Genomic DNA, 14,817 nt, shown 5'->3' on the forward strand with positions numbered 1-14,817 from the left:
ATCAACTTGTTTAATTCTTAACTAAATTTAGTATCCTTTACTGAAATCAACTTGATTAGATACTGATTCATTATTTTCTAATTTTTTCAATGTGTTACAAAAACACGATATGGCATCATCTATATCTGTTAATGCTGAAATATGGGGTGTAACCGTAACATCTTCCCTTTCCCACAACTCAGAATTCTCTGTTAATGGTTCTGACTCAAAGACATCTAATACAGCATGTCTTAACTTTCCCTCATTTAAAGCATCTAGTAAGTGGTCAGTATCAACTACTTTCCCTCTACCTACGTTTATAAAATAAGCATCGTTTAAATAATTAAAGAAATGTTGATTTAATAGTTTTTCTGTATTTTGTGTTAGTGGCAAGGTACTAATTATATAATTTGAATGTTCAAGTATTGTATGAGCATTTTCTATATTACTTATTTGATTAAAATATGCTTTATCTTGGCCACTATTTGAAATGCCATTTACAGTTGCTCCAAATGTTGAGAATACTTCGGCAATCTTTTGACCAATTTCACCTGTACCTAGTATTGTTATAATTTGATCTTTCAATGAAGCTGATGATTTAACAGACCAAACTTTAGCTTTTTGCTGTGCTTGAAATTGTGTATGACATTGTAAATCAGCTAATATATAACTCAAGCAATACTCACTCATTTTTTCTCCAAAATCACTGATTGTTCTAGTTAACAAAGTATTATCCCAACCAGAAATAGCTAAATAATTATTCACGCCTGCGTTAAATGTGTGCACCCATTTGACTTTAGAAGGTTCAAAGTTTTCATGCGGAGCAAACCCTACATATGTATCTGCCCAATTCATATCTTCTTGTGAAATAATCTCGGTCGATTTAAAACGTAAATTATACTGCTCTAGCTGTTTCAAATATGGATAAAAATCAGATTGATGTGAACCTGCAATTAAAATGTTTTTTATTTTCAAAATTTACACTCCCTTTATTTTTTGAAGATCATTATAAATCGCCTTATTTTAAAAATTATCACTATGCTTATCATATATTACGTTGTTCATTGTTTACTTTCTCTTACTTTAGCATAATTCTATTCGATTTATGTTCTTATGTTTCACATATTCATTTCTAATCTATTTATTTTAGGTAATATTTCATATTGTCAGCTCTAATAATTCATTTTCAATAAAATTATCACTACGATTTTAAAGTTGTTAAAATATAATTAGTGATTAGGCAAAAATTTCATCATGTATTGCGTATTAGTAATACCTACTATACAATATTACTATTCTGAAAATTTTGATAGAGGTGATTCGCTTAATGAAACAAATACTTTTCGTTGGCCTAGGCCTAATCGGCGGCAGTCTAGCGAGTAATTTAAGATACTATCATAATGATATAGAAATTACAGCATTTGATGCTGATACATCTCAATTAGATAAAGCTTTATCTATTGGTATCATTGATTTTCAATCGACAGACTATAAATCAAGCGTCGAAAATGCAGATATCATTATATATGCAACACCCGTACAACAAACAATAAAATACTTACAAGAATTACCAAGCTATCAATTAAAGAAAAATGTTATTATCACAGATACTGGTAGTACAAAATCAACGATTCAACAGTATGAACAATTTCTTTTAAAATACGATATTCACCTTATTGGTGGCCATCCAATGGCTGGTAGTCATAAATCTGGTGTATTAAATGCAAAAAAACACCTGTTTGAAAATGCTTTTTATATACTCGTGCATAATGAACCAGCTAATGATCTAGCTTTTGAAGAAATCCAAGATCTATTAAAAACAACTGATGCTAAATTCATTTCAACAACTGCAGAAGAACATGATTTTGTAACTGGTATCGTTAGTCACGTCCCTCATATTATCGCTTCAAGTTTGGTTCATTTAAATGCTCAACATGTAGGTGATTCTGCTTTAGTGAAAACATTGGCTGCGGGTGGTTTTAGAGATATCACTAGAATTGCAAGCAGTAACCCAATTATGTGGCGTGATATTACAGTTGAGAATAAAGACACTATATTAAGCATCTTAAAGGAATGGAAAGATCAAATGGGTGATGTTATATCGTTAATTGAGCGTAATAATGCTGAAGACCTCCACGCTTTCTTTAATGATGCTAAAATTTATCGTGATGAACTTCCCCTTAAACAACAAGGAGCGCTTTCCGTGGAGTATGATCTATATGTCGATATTCCGGATAAACCAGGTATGATTAGCAAAGTGACAAACATTCTGAGTTTACATAATATTTCTATAAGCAACCTTAGAATTTTAGAAGTTCGCGAAGATATATACGGTGCATTGCGCATTAGTTTTAAAAACCCTGAGGATCGTAAAGCTGGTGCTGAGGCACTCAATGATTTTGATACTTATATTGATTAATATATGAAATTTTATAAGTGGGAGTATGAAATCATTTTTGATAAATTGGATTTCATACTCCCACTAATTTAATGGTTTAAACAGCGGTTTTTATGTTTATCTGGGTTATTGCTCATGCATAAGCCCCCAGTAGAATTTTTCTTGGAATACAAGCGTTTCTACGCTTATATAAGAATTACTAATTTTCATGACATGAAAAAGTAGTTCTATAGAGAAGTAGGACTTTACATTTTATGCCCTGCCATAAGACCAAGACGACCATGTTTTGTACCTGCCTCTGTATATGATACTGCTTTAGATACAATTCCTCGTCCAAATTTTCGATGCAACGCATCTATGGTTTTAGCTAGCTTTTCATTTCTTTTTCTTTCATACTCATCAATGAATAAATTCAATTGTCTGTCTTTCTCATCGATAAACTGGGTTAATGAAATACTTACTGTACGGAATAATGCATGATGGTCACATAATTTATCGGCAAAACGCTCAACTACTTTATACATATTATCTTCAAGATTTGTTGGATCTTCTAACGTATATTGTTTACTTATACTTCCTTCATCACTATATCCAAATGAAAAATGAATCGTCTTAGCCAATTGATTTCTCCCTCGAACGCGGCTAGCGACATCCTCAATCAATTCGCGCATAACTACTTTGGCTTCGCTGTAGCGATAATCTCTCATGAGTATTTGACTCTTACAAATAGATGGGTTCATCACTTTATATTTATCTCTTACTCTACTTTGGTCAATACCATTTGCATGTAAATGTAAATCGATACCAATGACACCTAAGTCTCGTTTTAAATACGCGTGTGGATAATGTGCTAGATCACCAACAGTAAAAATTCCTCTTTTATTCAATTTAGCTTCTGTTCTTCTACTAATCCCCCAAAATTTGCTGAGCGGTTGAATTGGCCAAAGCTTTTTAGGTACATCTTGATAACGCCATTCTGCAATTAAACTATCGTTATGTTTGGCTTCTATATCCATTGCAATTTTACTCAACAACATATTTGAACCTATACCGATTGAACAATTAATACCTGTTGCTTCTTTAATTTCCATTTGTAATTTTTGACAGAATGAAGGCACCGTACTACTAAATCTATGATAGCTATTCGTAACATCCATAAAAAATTCATCTATACTATATTGATGCAAGTCTTCTGGTGCAATATATTGCAATGCAATTTTTGATATCGCTATAGAAACTTCCAAATATTTTCGCATACTTGGATTAATTATATAAATATCGTTTCTATGTGGTATTTCAAATAATCTAGATCCAGTTTTGATACCTAATGCTTTTAGTGGTCCTGTGGCCGCTAACACGACTGAGCCTTGTCTTTTAGTATCAGCAACCACTGCTAATTTTTCAGTCATAGGGTCTAATCCCTTTTGAATACAAGATACACTCGCAAAAAAACTCTTTTGATCTATACACAATACATCTCTTTCTTCTACTAGATTATAATCATACATATCAAACAACCTCCCTCAATTAACTCTATTATATACGAACGTTTGTTCTTAATCAACAATAATAAGAACAAGTGTTCTATATATCTTATTTTATAATTTTTAGAATTTTCGTGATATAATATCTTTAAATTAGTTTAGGAGGAATTACATATGCCAATCGTAAATGTGAAATTATTAGAAGGTCGTTCAGATGAACAACTCAAAAACTTAGTAAGTGAAGTAACAAATGCAGTTGAAAAAACAACTGGTGCTAATAAAGAGGCAATCCAAGTAGTTATAGAAGAAATGAAGTCATCACATTATGGGGTTGCTGGAGTTAGAAAATCTGACCAGTAGTATAAACCGTTCTATTACTAGAATATGGCTTTACCTTGTCTAAAAGTAAAAATTTTACAATAAAAAGCGCGAGACAGAAATCTAATTTATTTAAAATTATTTCGCCTTCTCATCTCTAGAGATAAAAGCTTTCCCTGAACTCATGCATAAGTCCCACTAGCTCTTAAAAAGCGGAACACCTGAGTAAGTACTCAGGTGTAAGAACCACTAACTTAATAAATTGAGAAGTGGGACTTTATTGTATATATACAGATGATATAATAATTAAGTCGCCTATCTCTCAGGCGTCAATTCGACGTAGAGAGGAGGTGTATTATTTGTTAATCTTTTTCGTTCACATCATCGCGCCAGTCATCAGTGGCTGCGCCATCGCATATTTTACTTACTGGCTAAGTAAACGCGATAGATAATTAAAAGGCGACAATAGCCAACACCAAAAAAATCCCCCTCACTATGACAGTAGCGAGGGGGATTGGTGTATTAATGTTAATCTTTTTCGTTAAATATATTATAACATCATACTGAGTAATAATGCAAAAAACTTCACCAGTTCTATACTTCTTACTAGGCATCTTTTAATCGGACAGAGACTAATGAAATATGATAAAAGTGCTGCATTACTTCTTTGTTTCAAACTTATATAACAACAAAACTATTCATCTAAGAATTTCTTAACTTCTTCTTTGTTTTTCGCTTTATCAATTTCTAAAGCACTACCATCTGTTGGTGATTGAATATCTTGATACGTCCCCTTAATTGGTAAGGTTATAGAATCTACATTTTTATCACCACGAATACCGAAGTTTAATCCTGACTGCACCAATGCAGAATCTGGCATATTAGTATTTAAGTAACCTCTTAAAATACCTGCAACTCTTGGTAACTTGAGCAGTGAGTCTACGCTCACAAGTTCTTCTTTTAAAGACTGCATTACTTGTTGTTGTCTACGAACGCGTCCAAAATCTCCTTCAGCGTCATGTCTAAATCTCGCATATCCTAAGAGCTCTTTACCATTTAAACGATGATGACCTTTTTTCAACGATACACCGATATTTTTCGACATATCTTTTTCAACATCAATTGGCACACCATTCGGTTCTAGTTCATCTATCATTTTTTCAAAACCAGTAAAATCTAAAACAGCGTAATATTCAGGATCAATCCCTAAATTTTTCTTCAACGTTTGTCTCAATAATTCTGGTCCACCGATAGAGTATGCAGAGTTAATCTTATGTTGACCACTTCCTGGTATGTCAGCATAGATATCACGCATTACAGATACCATCTTCATTTTTTTATTAATATAATCGTATTGAGCAATCATGATAGAATCTGTTCTAGAAATTCCTCCATCTTCGGCATCTGCTCCTAAAACCATTACCGTAATCTTACCGTCATTTTTAGCGGCACCATTAAATTTCTCTTGTTTTAATGTTTTACCGTGGTCTTTAGCATAATTGATTCCGGAATTATAACCATGCACAGCATAACCTACGATGATTGCTAAAATTACAATAAAAATCAAAATGATTATTGGTAATTTCCTAATCCGCTTCTTTTTAACCCTACGCATAGGCGCTTCTTTAGTGTTATTGCTTGAGTTTGTATTACTTCTTTGTTTGTCTTCATTCATTAGTATCAACCTTATATCTTCAAAATTGCACTGCTATGTACTATAATTAACATATATTAAAGTTATATAAAAAGAGTATAAAAATCAAGTGATATCTTTATATATGGTACTAAGGTCTAATACGGAAAGGATGTTAAGCATGAATATTAATAAAGCATACTTCGCTGGAGGTTGCTTTTGGTGTATGGTTAAACCTTTTGATACATTTGAAGGCATAGAAAAAGTAACTTCTGGTTATATGGGAGGACATGTAGATAATCCTTCATATGAGCAAGTCAAAAGTGGTAATACCGGCCATTTGGAAACTGTTGAAATCGAATATGATGTCGCACTGTTTTCCTACAACAAATTATTAGAGATTTTCTTTTCTGTAATAGATCCATCTGATGAAGGCGGACAATTCCAAGATAGAGGTTCACAATACAAAACTGCTATTTTCTATACAAATGAAGATCAAAAAGAACTGGCAGAAATTTATATTGAGAAATTAAAAGATACTATGGATAAAGACAAAGCGATTGCAACACAAATTCTACCCGCTTCTACATTTTATGAAGCAGAGGCTGAACATCAAGATTTTTACAAAAAGAACCCTGAACGTTATGCAAAAGAACAACAAGATCGTCAAAATTACGAAAAAGGATTAGACATTTAATTTGTCTCAGATTTTTTATCATTCTCTTTGGCAATAGCGGTTCAAAGTGACTATGATTCAATGTAAATGTGTTTTCCTAGTCAATGCGTTCCAACACCATAAATTATTTAAAGCCGGAGTAGTATTTGCTACATCCGGCTTTATTATAGGTTGTCGCTAATTTTGTTTTTTCATTTCTAATGGTATTTTGTTCTTCTTCTCTACTTTCTTACCATCAAATAAGTGCATTACTGTTTTAATACTTTCTTCCCCCATTAAACTTGGTTGTTGTGCCACAGTAGCATATAATTTATTATTTTCTACCGATTTGATTGCGTCCTCGTTCCCATCAAATCCAATAACTTTGATATCCTTATTGCCAACCGCTTCTACAGCACCTAATGCCATTTCATCATTTTGTGCAAAAATAGCTTTGATATCTGGATGTGCTTGTATAATATTTTGCGTTACATTCAACCCCTCTGTTCTATTGAACTTAGCACTTTGTTTCGATACAACATCGAGTGATTTATCTGCTACATTATGAAATCCTTTACCACGTTCTCTCGTTGCGCTTGCACCAGGAATACCTTCCAATTCAGCAACTTTCGCATTTTCACCGAATTGCTCTACAATCAGTTGACCACCCATTTCTCCACCTTTAACATTGTCTGAGGCAATAAATGATGCAACTTCTCCTTTGGCAACTTCTCTATCCAAAGTAATTACTGGGATATTTTGATCATTTGCAATTTGTATACTACCTGAAATCGCATCTGAATCCGTTGGGTTAACAATAAGGTAGTCTACATTTTGTTGAATCAAATCATCAATATCATTTGATTGTTTTGCTGCATCATCTTGTGCATCAGCAAATTTCACTTTAACTCCTTGCTTTTTAGCTTCATCCTCAATACCATCTTTTATTTTCACAAAGAAAGGATTATTTAACGTAGATATACTGACACCGATAACAACTTCAGATTTTTTCTTATTTGACTTATCCTTGTTATTACTTTCTAATGGAGATTCTAGTGAACATCCTGCTAAAAATATCAACATTGTGATAGCGCTAATAAATAACTTTTTCATTAAATTACCTCCCTTATGATTTATTCTTTCTATCTATTAGCACCGCAATAATAATTACAACACCTTTAACGACTTGTTGATAAAACGAAGATACACCTAATAGATTTAAACCATTATTTAACACACCTATAATTAGCACACCAATTAATGTACCGAGTATGCGCCCTTTACCACCTGTAAGCGAAGTACCGCCAAGTACGACAGCTGCAATAGCATCTAATTCATATGACATGCCGGCTGTTGGTTGTGCAGAATTTAAACGAGATGTTAATATAGCTCCTGCCATCGCAGACATTAAACCAGCTAAACTATATATCATAACCTTCAACTTATTGACTTTAATGCCTGAGATAAATGCCGCTTTTTCATTACCACCCATAGCATAAGTCTGTCTACCAAACACCGTTTTATGTAAAATAATATATAAAATAATGAATGTGATAAACATGGTCACTGCTGGTACAGGTATACCTAAAAAATAGCCACGTCCGAATAATTGAAATGCATAACTACCATTTAAATTTGTAATCGGATTGCCGTCAGTGATAACAAGTGTGAGCCCCCTAAAAACAGTCATTGTTGCTAACGTTGCAATAAATGGTGCCATCTTACCTAAAGTGATTAAAATCCCATTAATCGCCCCTAAAATAGCTCCGAAGATACAACCTATTAACAATGCAACAATTGAATCAACACCAGACACCATTAATATGGCAATCATCGCACTGGATAACGCAAGTGTGGACCCAACTGATAAATCTATCCCCCCTGTTAAAATAACAAATGTCATGCCAAATGCTATCAAACCGTTAATGGATACTTGTCTTAATAAATTAAATAAATTGGATGGTTCTAAAAAAGCACTGTTTAATACGCTTATGATAATGACTAATAATATTAATCCGATAAACGGTATGATTTTTTCTAAATATGAAAAAGATAATTTAGATTGATTCATTTATTTTCCCTCCAGTAGCTAAAGTCATAATACGTTCTTCAGATAAAGATGACTTATCTAATAACCCTGCAATATTTCCTTCATGTACAACAGCAACATTGTCACTCATGCCAATAACCTCAGGTAACTCTGATGAAATCATAATAATCGACATTCCTCGTTCAGTAAGTTCATTCATTAATTGATATATTTCTCTTTTAGCACCTACATCAATTCCTCTAGTAGGCTCGTCTAAAATTAGCACACGTGGTGCTGTAGCTATCCATTTCGCTAACACTACTTTTTGTTGGTTCCCACCAGACAAATCTACACAAGCATCATCTTGTTTACCTTTAATATTTAATCGCTTAATCATTTGCTGCGTATATTGTTCCATTGAACGCTGAGCGAGAAAGCCTGATTTTGAAAAGCTTTTTAACGCAGGTAACGATATATTCTCTAAAATAGAGTCTTGTAATACTAACCCTTCTTCTTTTCTATTTTCAGTAATAAAAGCTAAACCATGTTGTATAGATTGGTTAGGGTTATTCATATAAATTTTTTTACCATTTAACTCTACTTGCATAGTTCCTTTATCTAAACCAAATAACACGCGCATAATCTCTGACCTGCCTGCACCCATTAACCCACTAAAACCTAAAATTTCTCCTTTATGCAATTCAAAGTGAACCGATTTTAAATCATGTTCATTTGAATTCAAGTTATTCACAGATAGCACTAATTCACCTTGCTTATAATTTCTTTCAGGATATTGGTTATCTAAATCTCTACCTATCATCGCCTTAACGATTTGTGAATGTGTGGTAGATTCAGTAGCAGCAGTTAAAATAGAACGACCATCTCTCATTACAGTAATACGGTCAGAAATGCTGAAAATTTCTTCCATTCTATGTGAAATATAAACAAAAGATACGCCTTCACTTTTTAACTTTTTGATTTGTTCAAATAATACTTCGATTTCATTATTTGTTAATGCAGCAGTTGGCTCATCCATTATGATAACTTTAGCCTCTTGCATAAGTGCTTTACTAATTTCTAACATTTGTTGCATTCCAACAGACAAATCTCCTGCTAATTGATTTAAATCAATCGTAATATTCAATTTCTTAAATATCTCTTGTGCCTGTCGCTTCATAGCTTTATTATCAACAATGCCGAAAAATTTAGTTGCTTCTTTTCCTAAAAATAAATTTTCTAGTACCGTCAAATTGGGCCAAATATTCAATTCTTGTTGTATAAATGCGATGCCATGATTTTCGGCATCTTTAGTATTCTTAAAATGGATTGGTTGTTCATTTTCTACTACTGTGCCACCATCCGCTTCATAGACACCTGTAAGAATTTTCATTAATGTACTTTTACCAGCACCATTTTCGCCCATTAACGCATGGACCTCTGCATCAGCAATTTCAAAATCCACACCCAACAACACGTCGTTTTGTCCAAAGGATTTATATATTTGATCCATATTAATCATTATTAATCACTCCTTTAAAATAGAACGCCACTTTTTAATATTGCATTAGCATAAGGTTTAGCTTCACCAGTTCTTATAACAGCTTTAACTTGCGTACTATCCACTTTCAACTGTTCATGAGATTTAGTGTTAATATCGACATTTTCTGCCATCAATTGTATGTAGAGCTCATCGTTTTGCTTAATCATCTCATTAGCAATCGTTACTTGCTCTATTACCATATGATTTTTTATTAAGCGAAATACTTCTAAGAATGATGGTTTCCCAAATTCTAAGGCAAGGTCTATTTTCTTAACTTCCTGTGGTACTGGCAGACCACAATCAGCAATAATAATTTGATCTGTATGACCTAAATCACTTAGCACCTTTGAAATTTCACTATTTAAAATACCTGTTTTATACATCAAACCACTCCTTTATTTATGTAACCCGTTACATGTTACGCATTAATGACGTGTACTCGATCTCTTTATTACGGAAATGGCTACTTTTTCTAGTTCGACATAATCTTGGCGATTATACAATTTAAGTAACTTTGACATTGCTAGCTCTCCTAAACGATAAGCCGACTGATCGATTGTACTAATTTGAGGAAATGTCATTGTTGAAAATGGTATATTATCATACCCTACAATTTGAACATCCTTTGGAATTTGTAAATTATGTTGTTGAAGTACACCCATCACTCTAATTGCTAACAAATCATTACTACAGATAACGCTGTCTATGTTTTGTTTCCTAATTAAATTAATAAATGAACCTTCATCGTTTAAATCCTGAGCTGAATAAGTTCTATGGTTAATACGCTGTTCTTTAAAAATTGACATTATTCCTTCTACACGGTGTTGAAATGCATCAATAGTTAAATCTTCATGTACAACTAAGGCATGGTTACAGCCACCTTCAATCACTAGTTCTGCTTGGCATTGTCCTCCTTCATAATGATCAGTTGAAACCCCTGTAATTTCATTATTAGTACGGTCGACAAATACAAAAGGCATATGAATAGGTTCTAATATTTTTTCAATTAAATTTTCGTTAAGCGCAGTAGTAATCATACCTGCGCAATTATGAGATATAAATGTTGTTAAATAAGCCTTTGCTTTTTCAGTATCATTATCACTGTTACCAATTAATACTTGATACCCATATTCAACAGCAACATCTTCAACGCCTCTTGCAATCAATGTAAAAAACGGGTTACTTATATCTGGTAATAGCAATCCAATCATTTTAGATTTCCTTTTATATAATGTCCTTGCTGCTTCATTTGGTTGGTAATTAAGCTCTGCAATTGCACGATCAATTTGCAATCGTGTTTGCGCCTTAACATACCCCGTATTATTAATCGCTCTAGAAACGGTTGCAACTGAGCAGCCCGCTAATTGCGCTACATCTTTTATCGTTGTCAGTCAAATCACCCCTTTTGTGTAACCGTTTTCATACTACCACATATTTCCACTATTTAATAGCATAATTGCATGATTAATTTATTAAATTATTTTTATTTAAAATAAAAACCTAGTTTCAATCTAAGTTATTTGTCACTAAAAAAGAAAATCATTTATATGAATTCATCACCTCAGAAAAGTAATAATACATATAAATTTTAATAAGGAAATGCACGTATAATATGTTCATAATAAAGTGAATAAGATTTCAATACACTATTGAAAGCGTTTTCTAATGATGATATATTTATATTGTACCTTTAACAAAGGGGTAACGAGAAATTCAAATATAGTTAGAATCAAAATGATATTTAAAAAGGTAACAATTGTTAGTTTATTAAAGTAGTTAATGACTTCTCCAAAGATTAACTACACAAACCATTAAGCACTATTAAACTCCTTAAAAAGCACCCCACATGCATATGACATGTGGGGTGCTTCATGTTGTAGTCTAACTATTTTTCCTAATGACCCGCATAACTTTTAACATACTGACCCATAATGAGTGGCGTTTACGATAAACGAGGAATCTTGGTTCCCATTTTGGATTAAATTTCTCTTTATATCTTCTGAGACCTTGAAACCTGTATAGCCCATTGAAATGCTCAAATACACGGCCAGCGATTCTTTCACCATAAAAAGAATAAGGGATTTGTCCAACATTAGATAATGTCGCCATTCCCATATTAAAATGCTCATAATTATTAACTTTTGACCAAAGTAACATATTCAAATATAAACTATCCATTAACGGTAACTCAATATTTGGTTTCCAACGTATTAAATCAACAGAAATAACACCATTATAATAAGTTGGCATCAATGTGCAGAAAGCAATAAGGGATTGATTATTATCTTTTAACACGCCTATCGGGGCTTGAGATAGATAATGTTCATCAAAACTTCCAACAGAAAAATGCATTTCATTTTTGTCAGCTAACCATTCATCACTAATAACTTTTAAATCAACAATCATTTGTTGTGAAAATGGCGGTTCCACCACTTCAAATGAATACCCCAAATCATCAAGTTTATTTAGCGTAGCTCGCAACCCACGCTTTTTCTTCCCTGATGTTGTAAATGTCGTTAAATTTATAACAGCTTCTTCACCTAATTTAAAGAATTGGTTACCAAAACTATGATAGAGTGACATATGTTTATCCGTTACTTGATAAAAAATAATATCATAACCTAAATATTCCGCTTCTTGATAAAATGCTTCTAATAAACTATAAAATGATTCTTTATTACCAATTGGATCACCTAAAATAATATACGTATTATTTTGATAACGATACATTACAAAAGCATCCTCGTTGTCATTTATAAAAAATTTCTTATCTCCACTGTACATTAAGTGACTTAAATAATTTCCATTATATTTATTAATAATCGACTCGCATGTAGTGATATTATCTCTACTATTTGATGATCTATATCTATATTCAAACCACCATACAATAACGCCTACTATAATTGCTACTAATAAAATAGTAATCCAGAAATAATATCTCAAAATAGAAGTCAACATTTCAATATGATAAATATCTAAAGAATAGAACGTACTCTTAATTACAAGATGATTAATATAGAGTATTATTGCACCTGTAATAATACTTAATAATAACTTGGAATATCTAAACGGTCGTTTGATAACCCGAGCCCGTTTATAAAACACAAGCAATAACACAAAGATCACTGTAAGCCAACTTAATAGTATAAATGATGCATAAGTATAAGCTGTTGCAATAAATATAAACAATACAGAAATAATTGCGAATAGTATTGCACGTTTAGATAATTTATATACACCTATGACATTTAATAATAATAGCAAACAAGCACAAGTATGAATTGAAACAATAATATAATAGATATAGTGGTTTGGATCATATAATCCATCATAAATAATTGTTAAATTATTCAAAAAGAATACTAGACTCGTAAATAGCAATAAAAGTGCCATAGCAAAAGATGGTATACGTGCAATGATGTCCTTTTGATATGAGCCTAACAAGGACGTCATATCTTTTACTGGCAATAATATACGTGAACCTTCCCAGTAACGTTTGGCGGTACTACGGAATTCAAATGTAGATAAAATCAGTGCAATAAGCACAGGAAATAAATAATAAGCAAAACGATAAAGTAATAAACCTAATACGATTGCTTCCTCATCAATATTTAATGCCTTCAAACCTAACAGTACAACTAAATCAAATGTACCAAATCCACCAGGAATAAAACTGATTAATCCCGATAATGCCGCTAGAATAAAAATCCCCATAAAAGTAGCAAAAGGTATTTGAACACCCACAATAGCCATTGCCATGTATAACACTAATGCTGCAACAAACCATTCAACACCTGAAACAATTGTGCAATGTACACCGAGCAATCTATGTGTTTTTTGTACAGGTTTTAATATAGTAAACACAACAAACATAGGTAAAAACAATGCTACCACATACATTAACCATTTAACCCATGGATACGGTGTAAAAATATGTGAAATATCAAAGACATGAATAACTACTAATATAGAAAGTAAACTCAAACCAGTTAACATTGAAACCAAAACAATAGAAATGGTATGTAGCAAAGCTTTTTTATCATCGGTTGTATTTTTATAAAATAAGAAACGTACACTCGCTCCTATAAATCCACCAAAGCCGACAACAGCATTCAAAGCATTGACTATATAACCAATTCTAATCGTTTTAGGCAAACCAATTTTTAGCTTTAATGTTTTAGCTAATATTACATCATACATTGAAAGCACTATAATAGACGCCCCACCACTAAGGAACAGCGCTACAAGCCAAAATCGGTTTATTTTACTAAAGGATTTTATTGTTTCTTTAAGATTAATATGTGAGAGCTCTTTGTACAAAGTAATCACTACAATGGTAAATAACGTTAACGCAAATGCAATTTTTAATAAAGAAAATAATTTACTTCTCAGTTCTTTTGACATCTTTTCACTTCGCTTTTAATAATCTAATCATTCCATAAAAATATAGCACAAGAACAAAACATAATAAATAATTTTTTTAATAATAATAACTAACAAAACTGTTAGACGTACTATTAGGTGTACTACTTGATTTTTACCGTAATAAATTAAACTCTAATAAATAAAATGAAATTTTTAATAATATAGTATTGCAGTACATAACTTGTATATATTGCAATAAGCTAACTCAGTATATTAGTAATATATAAATAAACGATTAAAGGGCGAGACAGAAACCATATTTAAAAATTGATTTCATCGTCTCGCCCTTGATAGTTTTTATAATTGTAATCTATAAATGTTTATCACTTTGTAATTTAGTCGCACCGCTTCAG

The 14,817-nt window shown here is 32.2% G+C and carries 13 protein-coding genes; 4 read left to right on the forward strand and 9 right to left on the reverse strand.

Annotated features, from left to right (window positions below; translation table 11 throughout):
* Nucleotides 1-27: 27 nt before the first annotated feature.
* On the reverse strand, nt 28-954 hold the full coding sequence (locus ACF91D_RS18395) for a D-2-hydroxyacid dehydrogenase (protein WP_327620610.1): 927 nt from the start codon (nt 952-954) through the stop codon (nt 28-30).
* Nucleotides 955-1,306: 352 nt separating this feature from the next.
* Between ACF91D_RS18395 and ACF91D_RS18400 the strand changes: the two genes are divergently transcribed.
* Nucleotides 1,307-2,398 carry a prephenate dehydrogenase gene (locus tag ACF91D_RS18400; protein WP_101049296.1) on the forward strand — a complete coding sequence of 364 codons (1,092 nt, stop codon included), beginning with the start codon at nt 1,307-1,309 and terminating at the stop codon, nt 2,396-2,398.
* A gap of 224 nt (nt 2,399-2,622) precedes the next feature.
* Here the strand turns inward: ACF91D_RS18400 and ACF91D_RS18405 are convergent, their stop codons facing one another.
* Entirely contained in the window at nt 2,623-3,885 is a 1,263-nt protein-coding gene (locus ACF91D_RS18405) for a Y-family DNA polymerase (RefSeq protein WP_039066608.1), read from the reverse strand.
* Nucleotides 3,886-4,035: 150 nt separating this feature from the next.
* Here ACF91D_RS18405 and ACF91D_RS18410 point away from each other — a divergent pair, with 150 nt between their 5' ends.
* Both ACF91D_RS18410 and ACF91D_RS18415 read left to right on the forward strand, forming a co-directional pair.
* A complete protein-coding gene (locus ACF91D_RS18410; protein ID WP_039066609.1) occupies nt 4,036-4,221 on the forward strand; it encodes a 2-hydroxymuconate tautomerase in 186 nt (61 codons plus the stop codon).
* Between the two features lie 317 nt (nt 4,222-4,538).
* Nucleotides 4,539-4,631: a type I toxin-antitoxin system Fst family toxin gene (locus ACF91D_RS18415; protein WP_107531577.1), complete on the forward strand. Its 93-nt coding sequence runs from the start codon at nt 4,539-4,541 to the stop codon at nt 4,629-4,631.
* A 242-nt stretch (nt 4,632-4,873) separates the two neighbouring features.
* Here the strand turns inward: ACF91D_RS18415 and ACF91D_RS18420 are convergent, their stop codons facing one another.
* The gene (locus ACF91D_RS18420; RefSeq protein WP_208181540.1) at nt 4,874-5,854 is read right to left on the reverse strand and encodes an LCP family protein; all 981 of its coding nucleotides are present in this window, start codon (nt 5,852-5,854) and stop codon (nt 4,874-4,876) included.
* A gap of 139 nt (nt 5,855-5,993) precedes the next feature.
* Between ACF91D_RS18420 and msrA the strand changes: the two genes are divergently transcribed.
* Nucleotides 5,994-6,509: a peptide-methionine (S)-S-oxide reductase MsrA gene (gene msrA, locus ACF91D_RS18425; RefSeq protein WP_039066612.1), complete on the forward strand. Its 516-nt coding sequence runs from the start codon at nt 5,994-5,996 to the stop codon at nt 6,507-6,509.
* A 156-nt stretch (nt 6,510-6,665) separates the two neighbouring features.
* Here msrA and ACF91D_RS18430 read toward each other — a convergent pair whose 3' ends face one another.
* From ACF91D_RS18430 to mprF, 6 genes are all read right to left on the reverse strand, one after another.
* The gene (locus ACF91D_RS18430) at nt 6,666-7,580 is read right to left on the reverse strand and encodes a D-ribose ABC transporter substrate-binding protein (RefSeq protein ID WP_039066614.1); all 915 of its coding nucleotides are present in this window, start codon (nt 7,578-7,580) and stop codon (nt 6,666-6,668) included.
* A 13-nt stretch (nt 7,581-7,593) separates the two neighbouring features.
* Nucleotides 7,594-8,538 carry an ABC transporter permease gene (locus ACF91D_RS18435; RefSeq protein ID WP_069793113.1) on the reverse strand — a complete coding sequence of 315 codons (945 nt, stop codon included), beginning with the start codon at nt 8,536-8,538 and terminating at the stop codon, nt 7,594-7,596.
* Complete coding sequence (locus tag ACF91D_RS18440) at nt 8,525-10,015, reverse strand: sugar ABC transporter ATP-binding protein (protein ID WP_101049295.1); 1,491 nt, start codon at nt 10,013-10,015, stop codon at nt 8,525-8,527. Before ACF91D_RS18440 ends, ACF91D_RS18435 begins: the two co-directional genes overlap by 14 nt.
* A gap of 14 nt (nt 10,016-10,029) precedes the next feature.
* Nucleotides 10,030-10,419: a D-ribose pyranase gene (rbsD, locus tag ACF91D_RS18445; protein ID WP_069793115.1), complete on the reverse strand. Its 390-nt coding sequence runs from the start codon at nt 10,417-10,419 to the stop codon at nt 10,030-10,032.
* A 42-nt stretch (nt 10,420-10,461) separates the two neighbouring features.
* A complete protein-coding gene (locus tag ACF91D_RS18450; RefSeq protein ID WP_392437543.1) occupies nt 10,462-11,427 on the reverse strand; it encodes a LacI family DNA-binding transcriptional regulator in 966 nt (321 codons plus the stop codon).
* A 490-nt stretch (nt 11,428-11,917) separates the two neighbouring features.
* The gene (gene mprF, locus ACF91D_RS18455) at nt 11,918-14,443 is read right to left on the reverse strand and encodes a bifunctional lysylphosphatidylglycerol flippase/synthetase MprF (RefSeq protein ID WP_327620611.1); all 2,526 of its coding nucleotides are present in this window, start codon (nt 14,441-14,443) and stop codon (nt 11,918-11,920) included.
* Nucleotides 14,444-14,817 lie beyond the last annotated feature (374 nt).

Source organism: Staphylococcus sp. 231237_7MaSpsaltlick, assembly GCF_043107035.1.

Bases quoted from the DNA above. Each gene is read 5' to 3' on its own strand.
- ACF91D_RS18400 (WP_101049296.1), top strand. From the start codon at position 1,307: ATGAAACAAATACTTTTCGTTGGCCTAGGCCTAATCGGCGGCAGTCTA.
- ACF91D_RS18405 (WP_039066608.1), bottom strand. From the start codon at position 3,885: ATGTATGATTATAATCTAGTAGAAGAAAGAGATGTATTGTGTATAGAT.
- ACF91D_RS18410 (WP_039066609.1), top strand. From the start codon at position 4,036: ATGCCAATCGTAAATGTGAAATTATTAGAAGGTCGTTCAGATGAACAA.
- ACF91D_RS18420 (WP_208181540.1), bottom strand. From the start codon at position 5,854: ATGAATGAAGACAAACAAAGAAGTAATACAAACTCAAGCAATAACACT.
- msrA (WP_039066612.1), top strand. From the start codon at position 5,994: ATGAATATTAATAAAGCATACTTCGCTGGAGGTTGCTTTTGGTGTATG.
- ACF91D_RS18430 (WP_039066614.1), bottom strand. From the start codon at position 7,580: ATGAAAAAGTTATTTATTAGCGCTATCACAATGTTGATATTTTTAGCA.
- ACF91D_RS18435 (WP_069793113.1), bottom strand. From the start codon at position 8,538: ATGAATCAATCTAAATTATCTTTTTCATATTTAGAAAAAATCATACCG.
- ACF91D_RS18440 (WP_101049295.1), bottom strand. From the start codon at position 10,015: ATGATTAATATGGATCAAATATATAAATCCTTTGGACAAAACGACGTG.
- rbsD (WP_069793115.1), bottom strand. From the start codon at position 10,419: ATGTATAAAACAGGTATTTTAAATAGTGAAATTTCAAAGGTGCTAAGT.
- mprF (WP_327620611.1), bottom strand. From the start codon at position 14,443: ATGTCAAAAGAACTGAGAAGTAAATTATTTTCTTTATTAAAAATTGCA.